Origin of the sequence: Niveispirillum lacus, assembly GCF_002251795.1 — a bacterium.
Classification (GTDB): Bacteria; Pseudomonadota; Alphaproteobacteria; order Azospirillales; family Azospirillaceae; genus Niveispirillum; species Niveispirillum lacus.
The window spans coordinates 251,806-274,276 of sequence record NZ_NOXU01000027.1; the positions used below are offsets into that span (position 1 = coordinate 251,806).

General features: G+C 63.6%; 20 protein-coding genes. 14 read left to right on the top strand and 6 right to left on the bottom strand.

What is annotated here, in order from left to right:
• Nucleotides 1–230 precede the first annotated feature (230 nt).
• Nucleotides 231–2,057 (bottom strand): translational GTPase TypA, encoded by a 1,827-nt coding sequence (typA, locus tag CHU95_RS10295; protein ID WP_094456241.1) that lies wholly within the window; start codon nucleotides 2,055–2,057, stop codon nucleotides 231–233.
• Between the two features lie 370 nt (nucleotides 2,058–2,427).
• On the opposite strand from typA, the gene CHU95_RS10300 reads away from it, so the two are divergent.
• Together CHU95_RS10300 and CHU95_RS10305 are read left to right on the top strand one after the other, a co-directional pair.
• Nucleotides 2,428–4,242, top strand: coding sequence for an autotransporter assembly complex protein TamA (locus tag CHU95_RS10300; RefSeq protein WP_094456242.1), 1,815 nt, complete (start codon nucleotides 2,428–2,430; stop codon nucleotides 4,240–4,242).
• A 13-nt stretch (nucleotides 4,243–4,255) separates the two neighbouring features.
• The gene (locus CHU95_RS10305) at nucleotides 4,256–8,614 is read left to right on the top strand and encodes a translocation/assembly module TamB domain-containing protein (protein ID WP_094456243.1); all 4,359 of its coding nucleotides are present in this window, start codon (nucleotides 4,256–4,258) and stop codon (nucleotides 8,612–8,614) included.
• Here CHU95_RS10305 and CHU95_RS10310 read toward each other — a convergent pair.
• Nucleotides 8,608–9,216 carry a DUF938 domain-containing protein gene (locus tag CHU95_RS10310; RefSeq protein WP_094456310.1) on the bottom strand — a complete coding sequence of 203 codons (609 nt, stop codon included), beginning with the start codon at nucleotides 9,214–9,216 and terminating at the stop codon, nucleotides 8,608–8,610. The two genes, CHU95_RS10305 and CHU95_RS10310, sit on opposite strands and share 7 nt — an antisense overlap.
• Nucleotides 9,217–9,362: 146 nt before the next feature.
• Here CHU95_RS10310 and fdxA point away from each other — a divergent pair, with 146 nt between their 5' ends.
• From fdxA to CHU95_RS10340, 6 genes are all read left to right on the top strand, one after another.
• Nucleotides 9,363–9,695: a ferredoxin FdxA gene (gene fdxA / locus CHU95_RS10315; RefSeq protein ID WP_094456244.1), complete on the top strand. Its 333-nt coding sequence runs from the start codon at nucleotides 9,363–9,365 to the stop codon at nucleotides 9,693–9,695.
• A 342-nt stretch (nucleotides 9,696–10,037) separates the two neighbouring features.
• On the top strand, nucleotides 10,038–10,538 hold the full coding sequence (locus tag CHU95_RS10320) for a CarD family transcriptional regulator (RefSeq protein ID WP_054168790.1): 501 nt from the start codon (nucleotides 10,038–10,040) through the stop codon (nucleotides 10,536–10,538).
• Nucleotides 10,539–10,716: 178 nt separating this feature from the next.
• Complete coding sequence (locus CHU95_RS10325; RefSeq protein WP_094456245.1) at nucleotides 10,717–11,535, top strand: metallophosphoesterase family protein; 819 nt, start codon at nucleotides 10,717–10,719, stop codon at nucleotides 11,533–11,535.
• Between the two features lie 173 nt (nucleotides 11,536–11,708).
• On the top strand, nucleotides 11,709–11,987 hold the full coding sequence (locus CHU95_RS10330) for a YciI family protein (protein ID WP_094456246.1): 279 nt from the start codon (nucleotides 11,709–11,711) through the stop codon (nucleotides 11,985–11,987).
• A gap of 122 nt (nucleotides 11,988–12,109) precedes the next feature.
• Entirely contained in the window at nucleotides 12,110–12,523 is a 414-nt protein-coding gene (locus tag CHU95_RS10335; RefSeq protein ID WP_094456247.1) for an EVE domain-containing protein, read from the top strand.
• Nucleotides 12,520–12,858: a Rieske (2Fe-2S) protein gene (locus tag CHU95_RS10340; RefSeq protein WP_094456248.1), complete on the top strand. Its 339-nt coding sequence runs from the start codon at nucleotides 12,520–12,522 to the stop codon at nucleotides 12,856–12,858. Before CHU95_RS10335 ends, CHU95_RS10340 begins: the two co-directional genes overlap by 4 nt.
• Nucleotides 12,859–12,982: 124 nt before the next feature.
• Here the strand turns inward: CHU95_RS10340 and CHU95_RS10345 are convergent, their stop codons facing one another.
• Nucleotides 12,983–13,204, bottom strand: coding sequence for a hypothetical protein (locus CHU95_RS10345; protein ID WP_094456249.1), 222 nt, complete (start codon nucleotides 13,202–13,204; stop codon nucleotides 12,983–12,985).
• A gap of 299 nt (nucleotides 13,205–13,503) precedes the next feature.
• Here CHU95_RS10345 and acs point away from each other — a divergent pair, with 299 nt between their 5' ends.
• The gene (acs, locus tag CHU95_RS10350; RefSeq protein ID WP_094456250.1) at nucleotides 13,504–15,444 is read left to right on the top strand and encodes an acetate--CoA ligase; all 1,941 of its coding nucleotides are present in this window, start codon (nucleotides 13,504–13,506) and stop codon (nucleotides 15,442–15,444) included.
• A 443-nt stretch (nucleotides 15,445–15,887) separates the two neighbouring features.
• On the opposite strand, the gene CHU95_RS10355 is transcribed toward acs, so the two are convergent.
• Both CHU95_RS10355 and CHU95_RS23040 read right to left on the bottom strand, forming a co-directional pair.
• Nucleotides 15,888–17,162, bottom strand: coding sequence for a pentapeptide repeat-containing protein (locus CHU95_RS10355; protein WP_094456251.1), 1,275 nt, complete (start codon nucleotides 17,160–17,162; stop codon nucleotides 15,888–15,890).
• A gap of 6 nt (nucleotides 17,163–17,168) precedes the next feature.
• Complete coding sequence (locus CHU95_RS23040) at nucleotides 17,169–18,161, bottom strand: protein phosphatase CheZ (RefSeq protein ID WP_094456252.1); 993 nt, start codon at nucleotides 18,159–18,161, stop codon at nucleotides 17,169–17,171.
• A 267-nt stretch (nucleotides 18,162–18,428) separates the two neighbouring features.
• Here CHU95_RS23040 and CHU95_RS10365 point away from each other — a divergent pair, with 267 nt between their 5' ends.
• Entirely contained in the window at nucleotides 18,429–19,313 is an 885-nt protein-coding gene (locus CHU95_RS10365) for a ribose-phosphate diphosphokinase (RefSeq protein ID WP_094456253.1), read from the top strand.
• A 36-nt stretch (nucleotides 19,314–19,349) separates the two neighbouring features.
• Here the strand turns inward: CHU95_RS10365 and htpX are convergent, their stop codons facing one another.
• On the bottom strand, nucleotides 19,350–20,312 hold the full coding sequence (gene htpX, locus CHU95_RS10370) for a zinc metalloprotease HtpX (protein WP_094456254.1): 963 nt from the start codon (nucleotides 20,310–20,312) through the stop codon (nucleotides 19,350–19,352).
• Nucleotides 20,313–20,457: 145 nt separating this feature from the next.
• Here htpX and CHU95_RS22880 point away from each other — a divergent pair, with 145 nt between their 5' ends.
• The 4 genes from CHU95_RS22880 to rpsK all read left to right on the top strand — a co-directional run bounded on the left by CHU95_RS22880 (nucleotide 20,458) and on the right by rpsK (nucleotide 22,385).
• Nucleotides 20,458–20,625, top strand: a complete 168-nt coding sequence (locus CHU95_RS22880) for a succinate dehydrogenase assembly factor 4 (RefSeq protein ID WP_245838112.1) — start codon at nucleotides 20,458–20,460, stop codon at nucleotides 20,623–20,625.
• 154 nt (nucleotides 20,626–20,779) lie between these two features.
• On the top strand, nucleotides 20,780–21,253 hold the full coding sequence (locus CHU95_RS10380; RefSeq protein ID WP_245838114.1) for a thermonuclease family protein: 474 nt from the start codon (nucleotides 20,780–20,782) through the stop codon (nucleotides 21,251–21,253).
• Between the two features lie 346 nt (nucleotides 21,254–21,599).
• Nucleotides 21,600–21,968, top strand: a complete 369-nt coding sequence (gene rpsM, locus CHU95_RS10385; RefSeq protein ID WP_094456255.1) for a 30S ribosomal protein S13 — start codon at nucleotides 21,600–21,602, stop codon at nucleotides 21,966–21,968.
• 18 nt (nucleotides 21,969–21,986) lie between these two features.
• Nucleotides 21,987–22,385 (top strand): 30S ribosomal protein S11, encoded by a 399-nt coding sequence (gene rpsK, locus CHU95_RS10390; protein WP_054168333.1) that lies wholly within the window; start codon nucleotides 21,987–21,989, stop codon nucleotides 22,383–22,385.
• Nucleotides 22,386–22,471 lie beyond the last annotated feature (86 nt).

A 22,471-nucleotide genomic window follows, 5' to 3' on the forward strand; every position in this document is an offset into this window, starting at 1 on the left:
ACGCGCGGGCGGGGGGCGCCCCCTTATTCCCGAAACCTGATCTTTACAGACCTTGGGCCACGCCCCGACAGCAGGCCGGCATCGGCCTGGCCTGCTCATGGCGGTGGGACACGGCGTCCCCATTTTCCCGCCCGCGCGCATCTGGCCCCAAACGACAACACCCCGCCCAAGAAAAAGGGAGGCCTGTTTCCAGACCTCCCCTTCATCCTCAAACCGTAATCGGCCAGAAATCAGCCGGCTTCAGCCTGCTTTTCCGCACGCTTGCGGGCGTTGGGGTCCAGCAACTTCTTGCGCAGACGGATGGACTTCGGCGTGACTTCCACCAATTCATCGTCCTGGATGTAAGACAGGGCCTTTTCCAGGGACATGCGGATGGGCGGCGTCAGGACGACGGCTTCATCCTTGCTGGTGGTGCGGATATTGGTCAGCTTCTTGCCCTTCTGGACATTGACCTCCAGGTCATTGTCGCGGGTATGCTCACCAACGATCATGCCTTCATAGACCTTCCAGCCGGGCTCGATCATCATCGGGCCGCGATCTTCCAGGTTCCACAGGGCATAGGCCACGGCCTCGCCCTCGGCATTGGAGATCAGAACGCCGTTGCGGCGGCCGGGGATCGGGCCCTTGTAGGGGGCATAATCGTGGAACAGGCGGTTGATGACGCCCGTGCCGCGCGTGTCGGTCAGGAACTCGCCCTGATAACCGATCAGGCCGCGGGACGGCACATGGAACACCAGACGGACCTTGCCGGCACCCGACGGGCGCATTTCAAGCATCTCGCCCTTACGCTCGGCAATCTTCTGCACGACGACGCCGGAGAATTCCTCGTCCACATCGACGACGACTTCTTCAATCGGCTCCAGACGCTGACCGGTGGCGGCGTCGGTCTTCATCACCACGCGCGGACGGCTGATCGACAGCTCGAACCCTTCGCGGCGCATCGTCTCGATCAGGATGCCCAACTGCAATTCACCACGGCCGGCCACTTCAAAAGCGTCGGCATTTTCCGTCTCGCGGATACGCAGGGCGACATTACCCTCCGCTTCACGCAGCAGACGGTCGCGGATCATGCGGCTGGTGACCTTGTCACCTTCGCGGCCGGCCAAGGGGCTGTCATTGACCGAGAAGGTCATGGCCAGGGTCGGCGGATCAATCGGCTGGGCCGGCAGGGCCGTATCCACACTCATATCGACGATGCTGTCGGCGACGGTGGTCTTGACCAGACCGGCGATGGCGACGATGTCACCGGCCTGCGCTTCATCCACCGGCACACGCTCCAGGCCGCGGAAGGCCAGAACCTTTGACGCGCGACCCTGTTCGATCAGCTTGCCGTCGCGCGACAGCGACTTGATCGACATGTTGGTCTTGACGCGGCCGGACTGGATGCGGCCGGTCAGGATGCGACCCAGATAGGGGTTGGCTTCCAGGGTCGTGGCCAGCATCGTGAACGGCTCGTCAACGCTGCCGACCTTGGGGGCCGGAACGTGGTTGACGATCAGTTCGAACAGCGGGGTCAGGTCCTTGCGTTCGTCATTCAGGTCGACAACGGCCCAGCCATTGCGGCCCGAAGCAAACAGGGTCGGGAAATCCAACTGCTCGTCGCTGGCGTCCAGGCTGGCGAAAAGATCGAAAATCTCGTTATGCACTTCGTCGGGCCGCGCATCCTGACGGTCGATCTTGTTGACGACGACCATCGGGCGCATGCCCAGCTTCAGGGCCTTGCCCAGCACGAACTTGGTCTGGGGCAGCGGGCCTTCGGCGCTGTCGACCAACAGGCAGACACCGTCCACCATGTTCAGGATACGCTCCACCTCACCACCGAAATCGGCGTGGCCGGGCGTGTCGACGATGTTGATGCGCACGTCGTTCCAGACGACGGACGTGCACTTGGCCAGAATCGTGATGCCACGCTCACGTTCCAGATCGTTGCTGTCCATCGCACGTTCGGCGACCTGCTGGTTTTCACGGAAAGTGCCCGACTGCTTGAGAAGCATGTCGACGAGTGTGGTCTTGCCATGGTCGACGTGGGCGATGATGGCGATATTGCGCAATTGCATGGGTACGGTCCTGCGTGCCTGGTGCTGGTCGCGCGCCGCCCAATGACTATGTCCGCCGGATCGGGGTTCGCGCATGAAAAACGCCCGGCCACCCTGTTGGACCGCCTGAGGGGGCGGAAACACGGGTGGCCGGGCTCTATCGCGGCGCAATATAATCGTTTCGCGTCGCGTCGGGTAGGGCGCCGACAAGGGGGCAGCCCTGCGTTTGGCCGTGTAACATTAACGATGCCGTAAGACCCTGCCTGCATTGGCATTATGAAGTGGGGGGCGAAGCCGCCCTTCCCCATGGCCTAACACCAAAGCGCCGGCCCCTTACCCCTGGAAAGCAGACCCCGGCCCATGCCACCATGCCGGCAACCGGGGGAGGATAATGACCCAAGGCACGTGGCGAAAATGGATGGGCTCGGCGCTGGTGGCGGCTATGGCCACGCTGCCGGTCCATGCCCAGGAAACCAACTACACCGTGGTGATTGAAGGGGTTGAGGACCAGCCCGACCTGTCGCGCCTGCTGAACGAGGTATCCAGCCTGGTAACCCTGAAGGAGCAGCCCCCGCCTTCGCCGATCGGGTTGGGGCGCCGGGCTGATGCCGATCTGGACCGGTTCCGCGCCGCCCTGCGGTCGGAAGGGTTCTACGATGCCAACGTTAATGTCGAGATTGATGTGGATGTCGTGCCGGCCCGGGTGCTGATCCGGGTGGAGGAAGGGGCGCGGTACAAGGTGACCGCTATCCATCTGACCGGCCCAGACGGGGCTGCCCTGCCGGATGGCGCGCCGGCACCGGATACGCTGGGTCTGGCCATCGGGTCGCCGGCACGCGCGCCTGCTGTGGTTGATGCCGAAGGCCGTATCCTGCCGCGTCTGGCGGAGCGAGGGTATGCCTATGCAAGGCTGCTGGACCGCAGGCTGGTGGTGGACCACGCGGCCCAGGGCATGGATGTAACCTATCAGGTTGATCCGGGACCAAAAGTCGCCTTTGGTTCCCTTCGCTTCAGCGGGCTGGAGACGGTATCCGAAACCGCCGCCCGCCGCCGTCTGCCCTGGCGTGAAGGAAGCCCCTATCACCCCGCCACGATGGAGGAAGGGCGTCAGGCCCTGGCTGATCTGGGGGTGTTCTCGTCCGTTCGGCTGCGACTGGCCGATCAACCGACCGATGACAACAAGGCCCCCGTCCTGATCGACCTTGCCGAACGTGAGATGAACTTTGTCGGGTTCGGCGCCGATTATGGGACCGAGGATGGGTTCGGCGGCAATGCCTATTGGGGCGACCGCAACCTGATGGGTAATGCGGAAAAGCTGCGTGTCGATGCGTCGGTTGCCGGCATTTCCAGGCGGGGCGAAACGGATGCCAGTAAGTTCGACTATCGCCTGGCCGGGACTTATCAGCAGCCTGATTTCCTGTCGCGGCACCAATCCCTGAACCTGTCGGCAGAAGCCCTGTCTGAACGGCCCGACGCCTATCGCCGTCAGGCGCTGGTGCTGACAGGGGCGGTGGAACGCGCGCTGGCCAAGGGCCTGAAAGCCAGCCTGGGCGTCACCGCCGAACAGTCAAGAATTGCGGAAAATCTGCAAACAACCCAGAACACTCTGGTCGGTGTGCCGTTTGCGCTGACCTGGGACCGGTCGGACGATCTGTTGAACCCGACCACAGGTTTCCGACTAGCTGGCGCCCTGACCCCCTATCTGGCAGCCTTTGGGGATAGCAACAGCTTCACCATCGCCCGGATGGAGGGACGGGGTTATGTCGACTTCAAGGGGGACGGCTGGTATGTGGGCGCGCTGCGCGGTGTCTATGGCACGGTTATCGGCGGCGGCCTGCTGGACGTGCCTGCGGACAAGCGATTCTTTGCGGGCGGCGGCGGCTCCATCCGCGGGTACGGTTACCAGGAAGTCGGCCCACGCGACAGTGCGGGCGAACCGCTGGGCGGCGTCTCCCTGCTGGAACTGTCTGCCGAAATGCGGGTCAAGGTGACACAGGATATCGCCGTCGTACCCTTCATTGATGCCGGCAATGTCTACACCACCGAATATCCTAAGCTGGGACAGGGGCTACGTTATGCCGCCGGGATCGGCGGGCGTTATCACACGCTCATTGGTCCGATCCGTCTGGATGTCGCGATCCCGCTGAACAAACGCGACGGGGACAAAGCGTTCCAGTTCTATATCTCCATCGGTCAGGCGTTCTGAGGGGGAGGCGGCGATGACGGTAACGATCCACCGCGCACACCCCGTCCTCACCTGGATTGCGGCCGGGTTTGCTTTGCTTGTGGCGCTGAGCATGCTGCTGGGCCTGTCCGCCGGGATCTGGCTGGCCACGCCATCGGGGCGCGATTTCGTGCTGGACCAGGCGCGAACCCATGTCGACGGGTTGGTGATCGACGGGGCGGACGGATCGCTTTTCGATCTGCGTCTGGCCCGCCTCACCCTGGCCGATGCCGATGGGGTGTGGCTGTCCGTGACAGGCGTGCATCTGGCCTGGAATCCCTGGGCGCTGCTGTCCCGGTCCGCCAGCATCGACACATTGTCGGCGGCGACCATCGATATCATGCGCCCGCCCCTGCCAAAACCTGATGCCCCCACCAACGCTGCGGGCCTGCCCCGCCTGCCCGTTTCTGTCACCCTCTCCCGTCTGGCGTTGGACCGGGTGACACTGGGGGCCGATCTGTTGGGCGGCAGCACGGCTGTGATCAGCGCCACAGGGCAGGCCAGACTGCCGTCTGGTGCTCTGGGCGGTGCCGGTTCGTTGGATGTGAAACGCATCGACGATCATCCGGGCACCCTGTCCATCTCCGGCGAATTTGTGCCGGGGCGCCGCATGACCCTTGCGGCTGAAGCCCTTGAACAGGGCAACGGCCTGATTGCCCAACTGCTGGGCATACCCGGCCGCCCGCCGGTAAGCCTGACGCTGAAAGGCGATGGACCGCTGACCGACTGGACCGGCAAGGCTACGGCCAAGGCGGGGGATGCCGCCGATGCCACGGCTGAATTCCGCATTCGGCCCTCGGGGGACAAGCTGACTTTCGGGCTGGATCTGTCGGGCAATGTGCTGGCGCTTCTGCCGCCTGCCCTCCGCCCCCTGGTCGGCCCGGACCTGCGTATCGGGGCGGGGGGCCTGGTTGATCCCGGTATGCTTCTGGCCCTGGATGGTGTCAGCATCCGCACGGCGGCCGGCACCCTTTCCGGCGGTGGGCAGTTTGACCTGCAAACCCGCGCGTTGAATGTCGGCGCCTGGGTGGAGATGCCGGACGGGGCCTTCCTGTCACCGCTGACCGCCCCCGCCACCCTCTCCGCCTTTCGCGGCAGCCTGACCCTGACCGGCACACCCGAGCTGCCACAACTGGCCACCGACCTGGCATTGGACACTATCCGGTTGCCCGACCTCACAGTGGAACGCCTGGGCGTAAAGCTGGTGGGCAAGGGCCGGGACACGCTGTCCATCACCACCGAACTTCAGATGCAGGGGGCAGCGGGGCCTCTGGCCAGCCTCACCGGTCCCAGCGCCCGGTTGACGGCGGAAACCACCCTCACGCCCGGCAGCGGGCGCATCGACATCGCCAAATCGGGCTTTGTCGGCACGGCCCTGTCCGCTACGGCCGCCGGGACCCTTACCGGGTGGGGCCGGGATGGCGACCTGACCTTGACCCTGTCGGTCAAGGACGTGGCTCCCCTGTCGGGACTGACCGGCCGCAATCTGGCTGGGCTCCTGACAGCAGAGGCCACCCTGCGCCGACAGGCGGGACAGACGGCACTGCAGGTCAAGGGGGAGGGACGGGACCTGGCCGCCGGCATCACGGCCCTGGACCCGCTGCTGTCCGGTCGCACGGAATTTTCCGCCGACCTCACCGCCGGAACGGACACCGTGCTGCACCGGCTGTCGATCCGCAATCCACAGTTGACGATTGGGGGGGAAGGCCGCTTTGGACCCGCCGGGCTCCGTGCCGATGCATTGGTGCAAGTGGCGGACCTGTCACCCCTGACCCCAGCCCTGGGCATCCGGATGGCCGGCGCCGTCACCGCCCGGCTGAAAAGCCCCTCACCCGACACGCTGAGCCTGGAAATGGCGGGAGACGGGCTGGAGATCGATGGGCTGCGGCTGGTTGATACCCGCCTGGCCGCCCGGCTGAGCGGACTACCCAAGGCATCGAAGGGCCGGTTGGACCTGGAAACCACCCTGAACGGCCAGCGTATCGCCCTTGGCAGCGACCTTGGTCATTCAGGTTCAACCCTGTCGCTGTCGGGGATTGACGCGGTCATCGGCCTGAACCGGTTCGAGGGCGACCTGAGATTGGAAACCAGCAGCGGGCTCGCCGCCGGGCATGTGGCAGGCACAGTGCCCGATCTGGGCATCCTGGCCTTCATTGCCGGGGATGAGGTCTGGGGCAATGGCACGGTGAATGTGGCCCTGTCACATGATGGTGGGCAGCAATCGGCCAGCATCAAGGCCGATTTCAAGAAACTGTGGCGTCGCTGGCATGGACAGAAGGTGGCCACACTCTCCCTGGCGGCACGCCTGGAGGCTGCGCCCGGCGCTTCCGGTATTGACGCGGGGTTCAATATCACCGGCCTTGATGCCGGCACCCTTGACCTGGACCGGATCACCGGCTCCATGCGTGGCCCCCTGTCAGCCGCGGCCCTGGCATTCGACCTGTCGGGCAAGCGTGGATCGGTGCCGGTCCGTCTCACACTGGACGGGCAACTGGCCACCGGCGCCAAGGACGGTATCACCCGCATGGGGCTGGCCACCCTGACGGGCGCGTATGCCGATACCGACTTCCGTTTGGCCAACCCCGCTTCCCTGGCCATCGGGAATGGGGTGATCGGCGTCCAGGGGCTGGTGCTGCTGGCCGGCGATGCGCGGGTGGCGGTCACTGCTGACCTGTCATCTACGGGTCTGGGCGGGCATTTATCGCTGACCCGGCTGCCCCTCACCTGGGTGCGCCTGATCGACCCAACCCTGACGCTCTATGGTCACCTGGATGGAACGGCCAGCCTGTCGGGCACCGTGGCTGACCCGCGCGGCCGCTTGGACCTGACCCTGTCCGATTTCGCGCTGGCACCACAGGTGCTGAAGGGGCCGTCTCCGCTGGGGGCCACCCTGACCGCGGACTGGCAGGCCGGTCGTGTGGCGCTGGACGCCCGCATCGACAGTGCCGGATCGGGTGTCGGCCTGTCGGCCCGCGCCAACCTGCCGTTGGAGATGCAGGGGACGGTCACGGCCATCACCATCCCCACCGACAAGCCGGTCAACGGCCGGCTGGAGGGCAATCTGGCGCTGCGCCGGCTCAATGACCTGCTGGCTACAAGCGGTGATCGGCTGGGTGGACAGATGGTCATGGACCTGACGCTGGGCGGCACACTGGCCGACCGGCAACTGACAGGCAGTGTGACCTTGAACAATGCACGCTATGAAAACCAGCAATGGGGCACGCTGGTCACGGATATCCAGGCCGTACTGAAGGGCGACCCGCAGGGACTGCTGATTGAAAGGTTTGAAGGCAAGACGCCGGGTGGCGGTACCGTCTCTGTGGCCGGCAGCGTCGGGTTGCGGCCCGAACGGGGTGACCGGCAGATCGACCTGCGCCTGACGGCGACCAAAGCCAAACTGGCAGGCATTGATATGGTGGAAGCGGTGGCCGGGGCGGAAATCACCGTAACCGGCATGCCCACCGACATGATGATCGCCGGCCGCGTGGACGTGGCCAACGCCCATATCCGCATCCCCGACAAACTGCCGCCCACCGTGGTGGAAGTGAAGGTGGTGGAGATCAACCGCCCCCGCCGTCTTGGCCCACCCGGCGCCGACAGCGATGCTGCCGCCGACGCAGCAGGCAACGACACGCCCGCCATTATCGTCCGGCTGAACATCGATATCGAGGCGCCCAACAAGGTTTACATTGGCGGGCGCGGGCTGGATGCGGAACTGAAAGCCGCCCTGAAATTGCGGGGGACGGCGGACCTGCCGCTGGTATCCGGCAATGTCTCTCTGGTAAAGGGCGAATTGGCCCTGCTGGGTCAGACCTTTACCCTGTCGCGCGCCAATATCACCTTCCTGGGCGATGGCACCCTGGACCCATCCCTGGATATGGAGGCCCGGACACAGCGCGGGGAACTGACCGCCATTGTCGCTGTCACCGGCCGCCCGTCGAAGCCGTCTGTCAAACTGTCCTCACAACCGCCCTATCCTGAGGATGAGGTGCTGGCTCGGCTGCTTTTCAACCGCGGGGCCGGACAATTGTCGGCCCTTGAAGCCGTGCAGTTGGCGCAGTCGGCGGCGCAATTATCCGGCCTTTTTGGCGGCGGTCCGGGTTTTGTCGACAATGTCAAACGGTCCCTGGGTGTCGATCGCCTGGAATTCCGTGGCAGCGAGGACGGAAGCGGGGCCGGCACCGTGGCCGCTGGTCGCTATATCGGTGACAACATCTATGTCGGGGTGGAGCAGGAGCTGGGCACGGGCCAGAGCAAGGCAACGGTCGAGTATGGCATTACCGACCATATCAAGGCCCGCGGCGAGGTCGGGACCGAGAGCAAGGTCGGTGTGCAGTTCCAGTGGGATTATTGAGCCTTCCGGAAAATGACCGTCAGATTGTTGGCCGGCATCTCCACAATCACCGGCGGGGCAAAACCATGGCCGACCGCCACTTCTGCCACCGCCTCCAGGTCCCGCACCCCCCATGCCGGGTCGCGGGCACGCAGATCGGCATCAAAGGCAGCATTGCTTTCCGCCGTGTGCTGTCCGGCCCGCTTGTATGGACCGTAAAGGCACAGGGGCGCCCCCGGACGGAGCAGCGAAGCGGCACCGGCGAACAGACCCAGCGTGGCCGACCACGGGGCGATGTGGATCATGTTGACGCACAGGATCGCATCGGGCCGCAGATCCGGCCAGGTCCGGGGATCGCCGGCATCGAGCAGCAAGGGGGGCTGGATATTGGGCAAGGCCGCGTCACCCATCCAGGCGCGGATGCTGGACAACGCGTCGGCGTCCCGGTCGCTGGGCTGCCAGACCAGGCCAGGCAGGTTTTCAGCCAGGAAAACCGCATGCTCGCCACTGCCGCTGGCAATCTCCAGCAGTAACCCGGTGTTTGGCAGATGGGGGCGCAGGGCCTCCAACAGCGGCTGACGATTGCGCAGCGTGGCGGGCGCGTGGCGTTTCTCGTCGGTCATCCGGTCAATCCCCTGATCCTGCTTCAGCCCTTTGGCGGGCGCATGACCGCTGATACCATGGAAGCAGTTGCGCACAATGCGGGGATTGTCTACCTCTGCCCCTGTCTGATCCACGTCGCGCGCGGCATGTTTGTTGGAGTTTGGGGATGCCCTACGTCGTCACCGAGGCCTGCATCAAGTGCAAGTACACTGACTGCGTCGAAGTCTGTCCGGTGGACTGCTTCTACGAGGGTGAGAACACGCTGGTCATCCATCCCGACGAATGCATTGATTGCGGCGTGTGCGAGCCGGAATGCCCGGCGGAAGCCATCCTGCCCGACACCGACCCGCGCGCTGAGCAGTGGTTGGCCATGAATCGCGAATACGCCGGACAGTGGCCGGTGATCAATCGGCGCAAGGACCCGCTGCCCGATGCCGACGACTGGAAGGGTGTGCCGGATAAGTTCGCCCAGCATTTCAGCCCCAAGCCAGGCAAGTAACACGGCCCGGAACAGGCTGCGGCGCCGGCCCTGTCCAAAAAGCTTGACCGATGGTTAAGAAGCCGGCGCCATGCCCATGCGATGGGCGCATGACCGACATAACGCGCTTTGCGCGGAACGGATGGCGAACAATGCGTTCCGCCTCTGTCATGTTGGCGTAACATCGACTATATTCCATTCAGCGAGGTTCGGCACGGCGCCCGTGATTGTGGCTTGATGTGCCGACCGCTTTCGCCATCGCAGTGTTTCGTTAGTATGGGTCCCGCCGCCGGCGCGGTCGGGGCTTGAGTTATTTTTGTTCCCGTGGCGCGCCGCCCGCGCGGAAGAAGAGAGCAACCGAACATGTCCGAGAGCCTAGATTTCACCACTGGGGATCACGTTGTGTATCCGGCCCACGGCGTGGGTCAGATCATCGGGATCGAAACGCACAGCATCGCCGACATGAGCGTGACGCTGTACGCCATCCAGTTCGAAAAGGAACGGATGACGCTGAAGGTACCGGTGGCGAAGGCTAAGGCTTCCGGCCTGCGCCGTCTGTCCACCAAGGACCGGATCAAGGCCGCGATGGAGACCCTGCAGGGCCCCAGCAAGATCAAGCGGATCATGTGGAGCCGTCGCGCCCAGGAATATGAGGCGAAGATCAATTCCGGTGACCCGGTTTCCATCGCGGAGGTCGTGCGTGACCTGTATCGCGGGGAAGATCAGTCCGACCAGTCCTACAGCGAACGGCAGATCTATCATGCCGCCCTGGAGCGTCTGGCCCGGGAGCTGGCGGTGGTCGAGAAGATCGACGAACGCAAGGCGACCGAGAAGCTGGAAGCGGTGCTGAGCAAGGCCGCCTGATGCTGTCCTGGCCTGCCGCCGGAGGGCGCAGGCCAGACCAGCCGCACACAAGATCAAGCATCCCGCTGTTACAATTGTGGGATATTTAGTATGTAAGAGGCGTTCACGGGCTGAACGCCTCTTTTTTTGCACCGCCGCAAGTCCTACACTGGCCGCGCGACGTTACTGCCGGGTACCCATGTCGGATGATCGCAAATATGCCTTGTTGGGTCGTCCCCGCCGTGTCTGGGCCGTTGGCGCCATCCATGGCGAGGCCACACGGCTGGCGGCCCTGCATGATGACGTTTGCAAACGGTTTTATCCCGGTGACCGTCTGGTCTATCTGGGCAATATGATCGGTCGCGGCACTGCCGTGCGCGACACGATGGAAGAATTGCTCTCCTTCCGTCGTCAGATCCTGGCGTTGCGTGGGGTGGTGGTCACCGACATCACCTATCTGCGCGGCGGGCAGGAGGAAATGTGGCACAAGCTGCTGCAACTGCAATTCGCCCCGGACCCTGCCGCCGTCCTTCAATGGATGATCGGTCAAGGTCTGGACACGACCCTGGCGGCCTATGGCGGCAATGCCCAGCACGGCCTGGCTGCGGCCCGCGACGGTGCCGTGACCCTGGCGCGCTGGACCGGAGAGTTGCGGGCTGCCCTGCGCGCCGCCCCCGGTCATGACAATCTGCTAAGTGCTGTGCGCCGCTGCGCCTATACCAGTGCCAGCGACGGCAGCCCCACTGATCTGCTGTTCGTCAATGCCGGATTGGACCCGGCCAAACCCTTACACATGCAGGCGGATATCTTCTGGTGGGGCGGCAGCAGCTTTACCCGCATCGCCGAACCGTATAACGGTTTCCGCCGGGTCGTCCGCGGCTATGATCCAACCCATGGGCCAGGGCCGACCGTCACCGACTTCACAGCCAGCCTGGATGGTGGGGCCGGGTTTGGCGGGCGGTTGATCTGTGCCTGCTTTGCACCCGATGGGCAGTTGCTGGAACTGGTCGAAGCCTGACGCCCCTCTGGACGAGGGCTGGCGGCCCGGCTAGAATCCGATCCAAGTTTATAAAAACATCAGATCAACACGCCGCTTTTGCTCTGTCGTGTGGCGAACAGTTCAAATCAGCCTATTTGAATTGGTCACACTCCAAGCATGACAGCGTCATCACGAACTGACGGGATCATCCCATGCTTTTTGCCATTACCTGTCTCGATAAACCCGACAAGTTGGATCTGCGCATGGCCAACCGCCCGGCGCATCTCGACTATCTGAATGGCTTTTTGCCGCAGATCGCCATTGTGGGCCCGCTGCTGGATGATGCCGGTGAAAAGCCGGTGGGCAGCCTGCTGATCATGGAATTTGCCGACAAGAATGCTGCCGAGGCCTTTGCTGCCGGCGACCCTTATGCCAAGGCCGGGCTGTTCCAGTCGGTGAGCATCCGCCCCTATCGCAAGGTCCTGCCGTAAGCCCGCCGCACGGCGAAATCCGATAGGATGCAGAATGCGACCGCCGGCCCGCAGCGCGAGGCCGTTACCCTGCCGGATGACCGCGCCCCGCGCCTGAGCGAACAAGGAAAAGGTTACCAACCATGGCCTACTGGCTGGTGAAGTCCGAACCGTTCAAATATTCCTGGGACACGTTCGTGGCCGATGGCCGCACCCATTGGGATGGTGTGCGCAACCATCAGGCGGCCCTTAATCTGAAGACCATGAAGGTCGGTGAGCGGGCTTTCTTCTATCATTCCAACGAAGGGCTGGAGATTGTCGGCATCGCGGAGATCGTCCGCGAGGCCTATCCCGACCCGTCCGATCCGGCCGGCCGCTTCGTGATGGTGGATCTGAAGCCAGTGACAGCCGTGAAGACCCCCGTCACCTTGAAGCAGATGAAGGGTGACCCCGCCCTGGCTGATATGCAGTTGATCAAACAGTCGCGTCTCTCCGTCTGCCCCGTCACGGACGATCAATGGGCTCATATCTGCGCCCTGGCCGGGGTGCCGGCATGAGCGGCGGCCATGTCCTGTGCCGGGTGGCGGAAATCCCCGACGGCACGGCACGCGGCTTCGACTGGCCGAAGGGCGAAACGAAAGTGAAGATCCTGGTGGCCCGCAAGGGCGACAAGGTTTTCGGTTACCGTAACGCCTGCCCGCATGTCGGGGTGCCGTTGGAAATGGACCCGGACGATTTCATGAGCATCGATGGCCGCTGGCTTCAATGCAGCACGCACGGCGCCCAGTTCCGGGTCGAAGATGGCATGTGCATCATCGGCCCCTGTGCAGGCCGCCCGCTGCGGTCGGTACCGCTGACGGTCCATGATGGGGTGGTGGCGGTCGGGGATTGATGGGAAGAACCTGAGAGGTCTTCCAGAAAACCGCACAAAGCCAACCGATCAATACCAAGAAGCTGTTGCCCCGGCGACGGTGGAGCCGCGAAAAAGCTAGGGTGAAGGCAAAGCCTGCGGCGCGTTACCCGGCCTTGCACATCACATCACCGAAATCACCCACCGCCCTGGCAATACGCCGCGACAGACAGCGGGCATCGGCCGCCGCATCGGCAAAGCCCGATGCGCCCGTCGGCAGGGATGACAGCAACAGGTTCAGGGTCATCAGACTGGTGCGCAAACCCAGACGGGCCGGGTCGTCACCGGGGCCATGCTTGTCCCCCTCTTCGGGAATCACCCCGCTCATTCCCTGCCCGCCTTGTTTCCATACTGCGTAACGTCAACCATACCATGCCGCACAAGACCCCGCACGCAGTATGGCGGTGTCAACATTTCCCTGGAAAAACCGTTGAATGCGTCGAAATGCGCACGCGACGAATGTACATGTTCCCATGTCAGCGCCCAGTGCTTACATAAATTGCGTAAGCGAACGGGACCGACAGGCGCGGACAACGCCGCCCCCTTCCGGACGCCAGTGATAAGCGGGGCCGGCAACCAACCGGCGAGGTGATGTCACCACCCGCCAAACTTGGGAGAAACAACGCCATGAGCAGCCCGACTTTCTTTCCCGTGACGGAAGAGGTGGCCGCCGCCGCCTGGGTCGACGAGGCCAAGTACAAGGCCATGTACGAACAGTCGGTGAAGGACCCGGATGCGTTCTGGGGCGAGCATGGCAAGCGGATCGACTGGTTCACTCCCTATACGAAGGTAAAAAACACCAGCTTTGAGGGCGATGTCTCCATCCGCTGGTTTGAGGATGGCACCACCAACGTCGCCTATAATTGCGTTGACCGGCATCTGGCCACGCGCGGGGATCAGACGGCCATCATCTGGGAAGGCGACAACCCGGCCGAATCCGCCCACATCACCTATCGTGAGTTGCATGAGAAGGTCAGCCGTCTGGCCAATGTGCTGAAGGCACAGGGCGTCAAAAAGGGCGACCGCGTCACCATCTATCTGCCGATGATCCCGGAAGCGGCCTATGCCATGCTGGCCTGCGCGCGGGTCGGGGCCATCCATTCCATCGTGTTCGGCGGTTTCTCCCCCGACAGCCTCTATGACCGTATCGTTGATTGCGACAGCAAACTGGTCATCACCGCCGATGAAGGCCTGCGCGGTGGCCGCAAGGTGCCGTTGAAAGCCAATGTCGATAAGGCGCTGGAAAAAGCGCCGGGCGTGACCTCGGTGATCGTGGTCAAGCGCACGGGCGGCAACGTTGCCTGGAATGAAGCCCGTGACCATTGGTACCATGATGAAATGGCGAAGGTTTCCGCTGAGAACGCCGCCGAAGTGATGGGGGCCGAAGACCCGCTGTTCATCCTCTATACGTCGGGTTCCACGGGCAAGCCCAAGGGCGTCTTGCACACGACCGGCGGCTATCTCGTTTATGCTGCCATGACGCACCAATATGTCTTCGATTATCACGAGGGCGACATATACTGGTGCACCGCTGACGTGGGCTGGGTCACCGGGCACAGCTATATCGTCTATGGCCCGCTGGCCAATGGCGCCACGACCCTGATGTTTGAAGGCATTCCCAATTACCCGTCGGTCAGCCGGTTCTGGGAGGTGATCGACAAGCACAAGGTAAACATCTTCTACACCGCCCCCACCGCCATCCGCGCCCTGATGCGTGAGGGCGAGGCGCCGGTAAAGAAGACCAGCCGCGCCTCCCTGCGCCTGCTGGGTTCGGTGGGTGAGCCCATCAATCCAGAGGCTTGGCTGTGGTATCACGGCGTGGTGGGCGATGGCCGCTGCCCGATCGTCGACACCTGGTGGCAGACGGAAACCGGCGGCATCCTGATCACCCCGCTACCGGGCGCCATCGGGCAGAAGCCAGGGTCGGCCACCCTGCCCTTCTTCGGTGTCCAGCCGCAGGTGGTGGACAATGAAGGCACCATCCTGGAAGGGGCGACAGAGGGTAATCTCTGCATTGTGGATAGCTGGCCGGGTCAGATGCGGACCGTGTTCGGCGACCATGAACGCTTCATCCAGACCTATTTCAGCACCTTCAAGGGTAAGTATTTCACCGGCGACGGCTGCCGCCGCGACGAGGACGGCTATTACTGGATCACGGGCCGCGTCGATGACGTGATCAATGTATCCGGCCACCGCCTGGGCACCGCCGAAATTGAAAGCGCCCTGGTCGCCCATCCCAAGGTGGCAGAGGCCGCTGTGGTCGGCTACCCGCACGACCTGAAGGGCCAGGGCATCTACGCCTATGTGACGCTGAATGCCGGGGAGGACCCGACAGAAGAGTTACGCAAGGAACTGGTCGCCTGGGTCCGCAAGGAAATCGGCCCCATCGCTACACCCGATCTGATCCAGTGGGCTCCCGGCCTGCCCAAGACCCGGTCGGGCAAGATCATGCGCCGCATCCTGCGCAAGATCGCCGCCAACGAACATGAAGCCCTGGGCGATACCAGCACGCTGGCCGACCCCAATGTGGTCAATGACCTGGTCAGCAGCCGCATGAACCGCGGCTGAGGCTTGCGAAGCGGTTGGGGTAAGGCAGGCGGCGGGGGCAACCCCGCCGTTTGCATGTGTGATGGGGCAAGGCTCTGGCCCGATACCGTCACAACGGCGATCCGCTCCTATCTGCTGACTTTCCGCACCAATCCTGTTATTCTTGCCCCAACAAAGCCATTCCCGCGCGCGCATTCGCAGACGCCCGCTTTCGGAGCGGGAGAGGCGTGCATGGTGAAACACCCCTTCATTTTCTGTTTCACTTGGTTGCATCTGGCCGGAGTTGACACGACCCCATCTCCGAATGGACCGCGTTGACAGCCCGCCTGTCTGCGCCGCATGGCCTGCTGCCGGATCGGATGCGGCCGCGATAAAGGTCCCATGATCGGTTCCGATCACGGGGGTGTGATGTCCAAGTCGGCGGAATTGTCGCAACGGGGCACCCGAACCCGGCCGGGTCCATGTCACCCGAGATTGATGCCCCGTGCCGCCTCCAGCGTGGCGCCGGTCAGGTCGGCGCCATCCAGAACGGTGGCAGAGAGGTCTGCACCGGTGAAGTCGACCAGGGTCAGGTCGGCACCACGCAGAATGGCAGCGGCCAGACGGGCACGCACAAGAGAGGTGCGCAGCTCGTGCCCGCGCGCGGTCTTCAGTTTGGACAGGTTGGCCTTTTCGATGTTCGCATCAATCAGGTTGGCGCGGTCCAAACAGGCCCCCCGCAGATCGGCAAAGCTGAGATTGGTGGAACGCAGGTCCGCCCCTGAAAGCTGCGCTGCCTGCATCTGGGCGCCGCGCAGGTCGGCACCGCGCAGATTGGCGCCCGTCGCCTTCATCAAGGTCAGGACCCGGCCCGCCATGTCACTGCCCGACAGGTCAAGTCCGCTGATATCCAGTTGGTGCCCCGCCTGCCCGCCCGTGGCCACCCACTGCGCATGGGCGCGCAACATGGCATCCAACCGCTCAGGCGGTGGCGGACTGTTGGGCATGGCCTCGGGCGCAGGCGGCGCCGGTGGCATCTCGGATTGCTGGCCAACGCCGCGCTGGGCTGCGTCCTCATCGGTTCGGATGGCGGCTTGCAGGGCTTGGGCCGAAACCTTGGCACCGGACAGGTCGGCCCCGCGCAGGTCGGCATCCGCCAGATCGACACCGTCCATGTTGGCCGATTTGAACTGGGCATTGCGCATGTCGACACGGGCCAGTTGTGCGCCGGCCATGGTGGCACCGGAGAAATCTGCCTCCCGCGCGCAGGAACCGGTGAGGCGCGCGCGTGTCAGGTCGGCATTGATCATGACAGCGGAGGAGATGTCGGCCGGTCCGATATCCAGGCCCAGGACCTTAAAATCACTGCGGGTGCTGACGGCCATGTTGCCATCACGCAGGTCGCATTCCACCATCTTGGCGCCGCGCAGGATCGCCCCCCGCAGACTGGCGGCACGCAGGTCGGTGCGCACCAGTTGCGCGCCCGACAGATCGGCATTGGACAGGTCGCAGCCGAACAGGTCGGCATAGTCCAGCTTGGCCCCGACAAAGCTGGTGCCGCGCAGGATGGCACCCGACAGGTTGGCATTGGTCAGGTTACGGGCATTAAACGACATGCCCGACAGGTCAAAGAAGGGCAGGCTCAGTTTGGCCCCGCCTTGCATGCCCGACAGGTAGGCCAGATGCCGTTCGCACGCGCGGTCCAACTGCGCCTGCGAGAGACGCACACGGGGAGCGACATTGTTGCCGTCTGCAGACATGGCGGCTTATCCGAACAAGGCGTCGATATCGGCCTGCGACACCGTCGCACCGGCCGCCGGCGCGGGCGGTGGTGGGGGTGGCGGCGGCGGTGGTGGAGGGGGCGGCGGTGGAGGCGGTGGCGGCGGAGGGGGCGGTGGTGCCATCTCCTCCGCCGGCAGCCCCCAATCATCCATATTGGTCAGGGCGTCATTGGCATCGGCCTTGGCCGGCATGGCCGGGCCATCCAGACTGTCGAACAGGGCATCGATATTGGCCTGGCTGACCGCCTCCAGCGCTGGGCCATGCAACAGGTGCTTGTCCGGTCGGTCGTCGTCCGGACGCAGGGCGATCAATCCGTCGGTGCCCAGCTTTTTGGCGCCAACTTCCGTATCCTCTACGCCCCAGATCTCGATCATCGTGTTCACACGCTGCTCGATATAACGCAGCGTATTGACGACCTTGGTGGTGCGCTGACCGGTGATGTCCTGGAATGAACAGGCGGTCATGATCTCGATGGTTTGGGCATCGATATCGTTGGTGATGTCGCTGGACGGCAACCGGGCGACCAGGGCCTGTATCCGCTCCGTCGCGTTCAGAATGTCGGAGGTGGCGCGTTCGGTGGCGGTGACGATGGCGTCCAGTTCGTTGGTGGCGGCCATGATGCGGTTGGCACCGGCATCCATGGGTCGCAGTTGGGCAATCTCCTGGCGCGTCTGCTCAATGTAATTGGAAAGCTGCTTCAGCTCTTCGCGCATGATGTGGAGATGCGGGCTCTGGTCTGCCACAACAGCCCCGGCAGCAGCCGCACCGCCAATGCCCTGCAGGCGTGTGACCTGTTCCGTCATGCCGGACAGCAGGGCACGCCAGTCATCCTGGGCCACGATCCGCGTCTGCCGGTCGCGCTGGCGCAGAAAGGCCCGCCCGCGGGCAGATGCCATCAGCGCCTCTTCCAGGGCAGCATATTCCTTGTCGGAGAGTTCCAACGGATCTAAGCCGCCGCTACCGCCAAGCCCCCACATCGGGCCACCCCTTTCAAACGACACCAGCGCAAAGATGCCGCCAACGCAATGATCGAAGCAAGCGGCGCATCGGTGAACCTTGCAACAATTGCCTAAGAATGACCCAAGCCTCCCGATATTACAGCCGATAACTAAAAATGCCAAATTTCGCCAGAGTGATTTGACATCCGCGCTTCCCGCGTGCGTCCGGCGGGGCGACAGGTGTAGTTTGATCCCGCGATATCACAGAAGGGGCCCGGACAACGGCCCGGTGGGGATGGAAAGATCATGGATATTCTGATCGGCTTTCCGGAGGGGATGGCCCTGGCCGACAACCTTTCAGCGCGCACCGGGCTTGCCCTGTACCCTGTGGCGCTGCACCGATTCCCCGATGGCGAAAGCCTGGTCAGGCTGGAGGCCGCCCCAGACCGGGCCATCATTGTCAGATCGCTTGACCAGCCCAATGACAAGTTGGTGGAACTGCACTTCCTGGCCGGTGCGTTGCGCGAGCGCGGGTGCAAGGAATTGACCCTGGTCGCCCCCTATCTGGCTTATATGCGCCAGGATATGGAGTTCCGGCCCGGAGAGGTGGTGAGCCAGCGCATCATGGGCCGCTGGCTGGGCGGGCTGTTTGACCGCATCATCACGGTCGATCCGCATCTGCACCGCACTCATGATCTGGGCGAGGTATTTCCCGGTGGCCGCTCGGCCGCCCTGTCCGCCGGGCCGCTGCTGGGCGCTTGGGCCAGGGCACAGGGGGCCACGGCCCAGGCTTGGGTCGTGCTGGGACCGGATGAGGAGTCGGAGCATCTGGTGCGGGGTGCGGCTGAGGCTGCCGGCATCCAAGGCATTGTCGGGCTGAAGGTGCGGCGTGGCGACCATGACGTGTCCGTCGGCCTTCCCGAAGGAACCGACCTGTCGGGCCGGACTGTGTTGTTTGTCGATGACATCATCAGTTCCGGCAGCACCCTGATTGATGCTGCCAAGGCCGCTTACGCCCACGGGGCGGCCCGCGTTCTGGCCGCCACCGTGCATGCGGTTTTCCCCATGGACCGGATGGCGGCCTTCAACGCCGCCGGCATTGACACGGTCGTGTCGGCGGATGGCATCGCCCACCCGACCAACCAGATCGGGCTTTCAGACCTGATCGGCGAGTGCCTTCGGCAGCTTTAGGCACAATGACCAATCGCGGTCCGAACAGAGGGCGCATCAGCCCCACGGCCGGGGCTTTTGCGGTCGATGGCCGCCGGCATTCGGCACACTGCCGCCGCGTCGAGGCGGGGTGCCCGCAGGTCGGTGTGGCGGTACCGTGCCTCCCAGCACCATGGACCGCAGCCGACGGACCCGCTCCTGTGTGCTGGGGTGAGTAGAGAACAGGCTGTCGACACCCCGGCCATGGAGCGGGTTGATGATGAACATATGGGCCGTGGCGGGGTTGTTCTCTGCCTGGTAATTGGGGACACGGGTGGCACCGCTCTGGATACCTTCCAGCGCATCAGCCAGCCAGTCGGGCCGGCCGCTGATTTCGGCGCCGATGCGGTCGGCCTCATATTCACGTGACCGGCTGATGGCCATTTGCACCAGCATGGCGCCGATCGGGGCCAGGATGGAGACCAGAATTACCCCGACAAAGCCCAGCGGGTTGCTGCGATTCTCGCCGTCACTGGAATGAGAGCTGCCGAAAAACATGGCGAAATTGGCCAGCATGGACAGGGCACCGGCCAGCGTGGCCGTGACAGTCATGATCAGTGTGTCGCGGTTCTTGATATGGGCCAGTTCATGCGCCATGACGCCCGCCACCTCCTCCGCCGACAACCGGTTCAACAACCCGGTCGTGGCGGCAACGGCCGCGTTCTCCGGGTTGCGGCCGGTGGCAAAAGCGTTGGGCTGTTCATTCTCAATGATAAAGACCTTGGGCATGGGCAGTTCTGCCCGCTGTGCCAGACGCTGCACCATCGTGTAGAATTGCGGGGCGCTGGCGGCATCCACCTGACGCGCGCCATACATGCGCAGCACCATCTTGTCGGAGTTCCAATAGGCAAAGGCGTTCATGGCCACGGCCACGCCCAATGCGATGACCATGCCCGACTGCCCGCCCAGCATGAAGCCGACGGCCAGGAAAAGGCCCGTCAACCCAGCCAGCAACAAGGCGGTACGGAAATAGCCGTTCATTTTTTGACCCTAAGGCTCCTTCATGCCTGAACCGTTGCGCGGACCCGATTGTACGCCATTGAGATATGGCCCCGGTACCACCCGCATCAAGACTTGGCGCCAGCACGGCGCCGCGCCATATCTTCCAAATGGCATGACGGAGAGCATGATGACCGACACAGAGACCAAGACACCCGAACAGGCGACCACCCAGACCCCTCCCGCCCGCAAACAACCGGTCACCCAGCCCCCAGGCGAGATCGGCGGGCCAGCCGGACCCGAGCCGACACGTTTCGGGGACTGGGAATTCAAGGGTCGTTGCAGCGATTTCTGATCCTGTCAGTTGCAGATGAACCTACTTGTAAGTGTTTTTTGCGCTAATGATCCTAAGTATATTCATCTTAGGACGATGGTCACAGTTTCTTGTTCCGTTCCGGTCGGGATGCGCCTAGAATAGGGTGCTTAACGATCGGAACCCTTTCCTGACCATGCCACGCCGCCGCCCCTTGATCATGCTGGCTCTGGTTGCGCTGCTGATGCAGGGTGTCGTGCCGTCGTCGGCAGTCAGCCGGGTCAGCGGCCCCCTGCTTGCCCGGGTCACGGCCGTGGTGGATGGCGATACCCTGGCTGTGCGCGTCACCGTCTGGCTGGACCAGGAGGTGACGACAAGGGTCAGGGTCGACGGGATCGACACGCCGGAAAGCCGCTCCGCCTGCGCCGAAGAAAAACGAATGGCCCAGGAAGCACGCCAGAAACTGGCGTCCCTTGTTGCCACGGCAACCGAGGGCAAGGGCAATGGCACAATCCGGCTGCATGATGTCGAACATGACAAGTTTGGTGGGCGGGTCAGGGCCCGCGTTACCCTCGCCGATGGAACCGATCTGGCCCAGGCTATGATAAACGCGGGCCATGCGCGCCCCTATCAGGGGGGCAAGCGCCAACCCTGGTGTGAAGGCATGTGAGAACCCGCTTCGCCGCAGACCCTGCCATGCGCCAAACCCTTGCCCAGCCATCTTTACTGCACATTGTTGCGACTTGACTCGTCCCTTCCCCTGCCTATACTCCGCGCCTCTGGTCCTGACCCCTCAGGATCGGACGCGCGCGATCATGCCCGCCCGTCAGCCAAGAAAGGCTGAGGGGAGGCTATGTCGTGCGTATGCATTTGGAGGCCCTGGCATCAGCCGGGTTTTTTCGGATGAGATGTCCCGAAGCCAACCGGACGCCCCGCCACGGGTACCGGCGCTGGCAGGCGGGATGTGGACGAAGATCGCCCGGCCATCGTGGTCGGGCATAACGAGGAGAAGACACGTGGCGCGTATCGCTGGCGTCAATATCCCCACGGCAAAGCGTGTGGTGATCGCCCTTCAGTACATCCATGGCATTGGCCCGAAGTTCGCTTCTGACATCTGCGCCAAGGTCGGCATCCCGGCCGAGCGTCGCGTCAACCAGTTGACCGACGACGAAGTCCTGCGCATCCGCGAGACCATCGACAGCGACTACAAGGTCGAAGGCGACCTGCGTCGTGAAACCGCCATGAACATCAAGCGTCTGATGGACATGGTGGCCTATCGTGGCCTGCGTCACCGCAAGGGCCTGCCCGTTCGTGGCCAGCGCACGCATACCAATGCGCGCACCCGTAAGGGCCCGGCCAAGCCGATCGCCGGCAAGAAGAAGTAAGAGACGGAGTAAGACCAAATGGCCAAGCCCAATGCCAACGCCGCACGTCTTCGCCGTCGCGAGCGCAAGAACATCACCTCTGGCGTCGCTCATGTGAACGCCAGCTTCAACAACACCATGATCACCATCACCGACGCCCAGGGCAATACCATTGCCTGGTCCTCGTCCGGTACGATGGGCTTCAAGGGTTCGCGCAAGTCCACGCCCTACGCCGCCCAGATGGCGGCCGAGGACGCGGGCCGCAAGGCCCAGGAGCACGGCATGAAGACGCTGGAAGTCGAAGTGAAGGGTCCGGGTTCGGGCCGTGAATCGGCTCTGCGCGCGCTGCAGTCGATTGGCTTCCAGATCACGTCCATCCGCGACGTGACGCCGATCCCGCACAACGGCGTTCGCCCGCCGAAGAAGCGCCGCGTCTGATCCAAGTACAGCGCGTCCCGGCACAGGCCCCGTTCGGGAAAGGCAGTCACACGCCATCGTGGCTGCCCAGAATGGAACGGAATCCC

What these genes read in the sequence shown, in the direction of transcription:
- acs (WP_094456250.1), top strand. Translation starts at nt 13,504, where the DNA reads ATGAGCAGCCCGACTTTCTTTCCCGTGACGGAAGAGGTGGCCGCCGCC.
- CHU95_RS10345 (WP_094456249.1), bottom strand. Translation starts at nt 13,204, where the DNA reads ATGAGCGGGGTGATTCCCGAAGAGGGGGACAAGCATGGCCCCGGTGAC.
- CHU95_RS23040 (WP_094456252.1), bottom strand. Translation starts at nt 18,161, where the DNA reads ATGTGGGGGCTTGGCGGTAGCGGCGGCTTAGATCCGTTGGAACTCTCC.
- CHU95_RS10380 (WP_245838114.1), top strand. Translation starts at nt 20,780, where the DNA reads ATGCCACGCCGCCGCCCCTTGATCATGCTGGCTCTGGTTGCGCTGCTG.
- rpsK (WP_054168333.1), top strand. Translation starts at nt 21,987, where the DNA reads ATGGCCAAGCCCAATGCCAACGCCGCACGTCTTCGCCGTCGCGAGCGC.
- fdxA (WP_094456244.1), top strand. Translation starts at nt 9,363, where the DNA reads ATGCCCTACGTCGTCACCGAGGCCTGCATCAAGTGCAAGTACACTGAC.
- CHU95_RS10340 (WP_094456248.1), top strand. Translation starts at nt 12,520, where the DNA reads ATGAGCGGCGGCCATGTCCTGTGCCGGGTGGCGGAAATCCCCGACGGC.
- CHU95_RS22880 (WP_245838112.1), top strand. Translation starts at nt 20,458, where the DNA reads ATGATGACCGACACAGAGACCAAGACACCCGAACAGGCGACCACCCAG.
- CHU95_RS10355 (WP_094456251.1), bottom strand. Translation starts at nt 17,162, where the DNA reads ATGTCTGCAGACGGCAACAATGTCGCTCCCCGTGTGCGTCTCTCGCAG.
- CHU95_RS10305 (WP_094456243.1), top strand. Translation starts at nt 4,256, where the DNA reads ATGACGGTAACGATCCACCGCGCACACCCCGTCCTCACCTGGATTGCG.
- typA (WP_094456241.1), bottom strand. Translation starts at nt 2,057, where the DNA reads ATGCAATTGCGCAATATCGCCATCATCGCCCACGTCGACCATGGCAAG.
- CHU95_RS10320 (WP_054168790.1), top strand. Translation starts at nt 10,038, where the DNA reads ATGTCCGAGAGCCTAGATTTCACCACTGGGGATCACGTTGTGTATCCG.
- CHU95_RS10330 (WP_094456246.1), top strand. Translation starts at nt 11,709, where the DNA reads ATGCTTTTTGCCATTACCTGTCTCGATAAACCCGACAAGTTGGATCTG.
- CHU95_RS10300 (WP_094456242.1), top strand. Translation starts at nt 2,428, where the DNA reads ATGACCCAAGGCACGTGGCGAAAATGGATGGGCTCGGCGCTGGTGGCG.
- htpX (WP_094456254.1), bottom strand. Translation starts at nt 20,312, where the DNA reads ATGAACGGCTATTTCCGTACCGCCTTGTTGCTGGCTGGGTTGACGGGC.
- CHU95_RS10310 (WP_094456310.1), bottom strand. Translation starts at nt 9,216, where the DNA reads ATGACCGACGAGAAACGCCACGCGCCCGCCACGCTGCGCAATCGTCAG.
- CHU95_RS10335 (WP_094456247.1), top strand. Translation starts at nt 12,110, where the DNA reads ATGGCCTACTGGCTGGTGAAGTCCGAACCGTTCAAATATTCCTGGGAC.
- CHU95_RS10365 (WP_094456253.1), top strand. Translation starts at nt 18,429, where the DNA reads ATGGATATTCTGATCGGCTTTCCGGAGGGGATGGCCCTGGCCGACAAC.
- CHU95_RS10325 (WP_094456245.1), top strand. Translation starts at nt 10,717, where the DNA reads ATGTCGGATGATCGCAAATATGCCTTGTTGGGTCGTCCCCGCCGTGTC.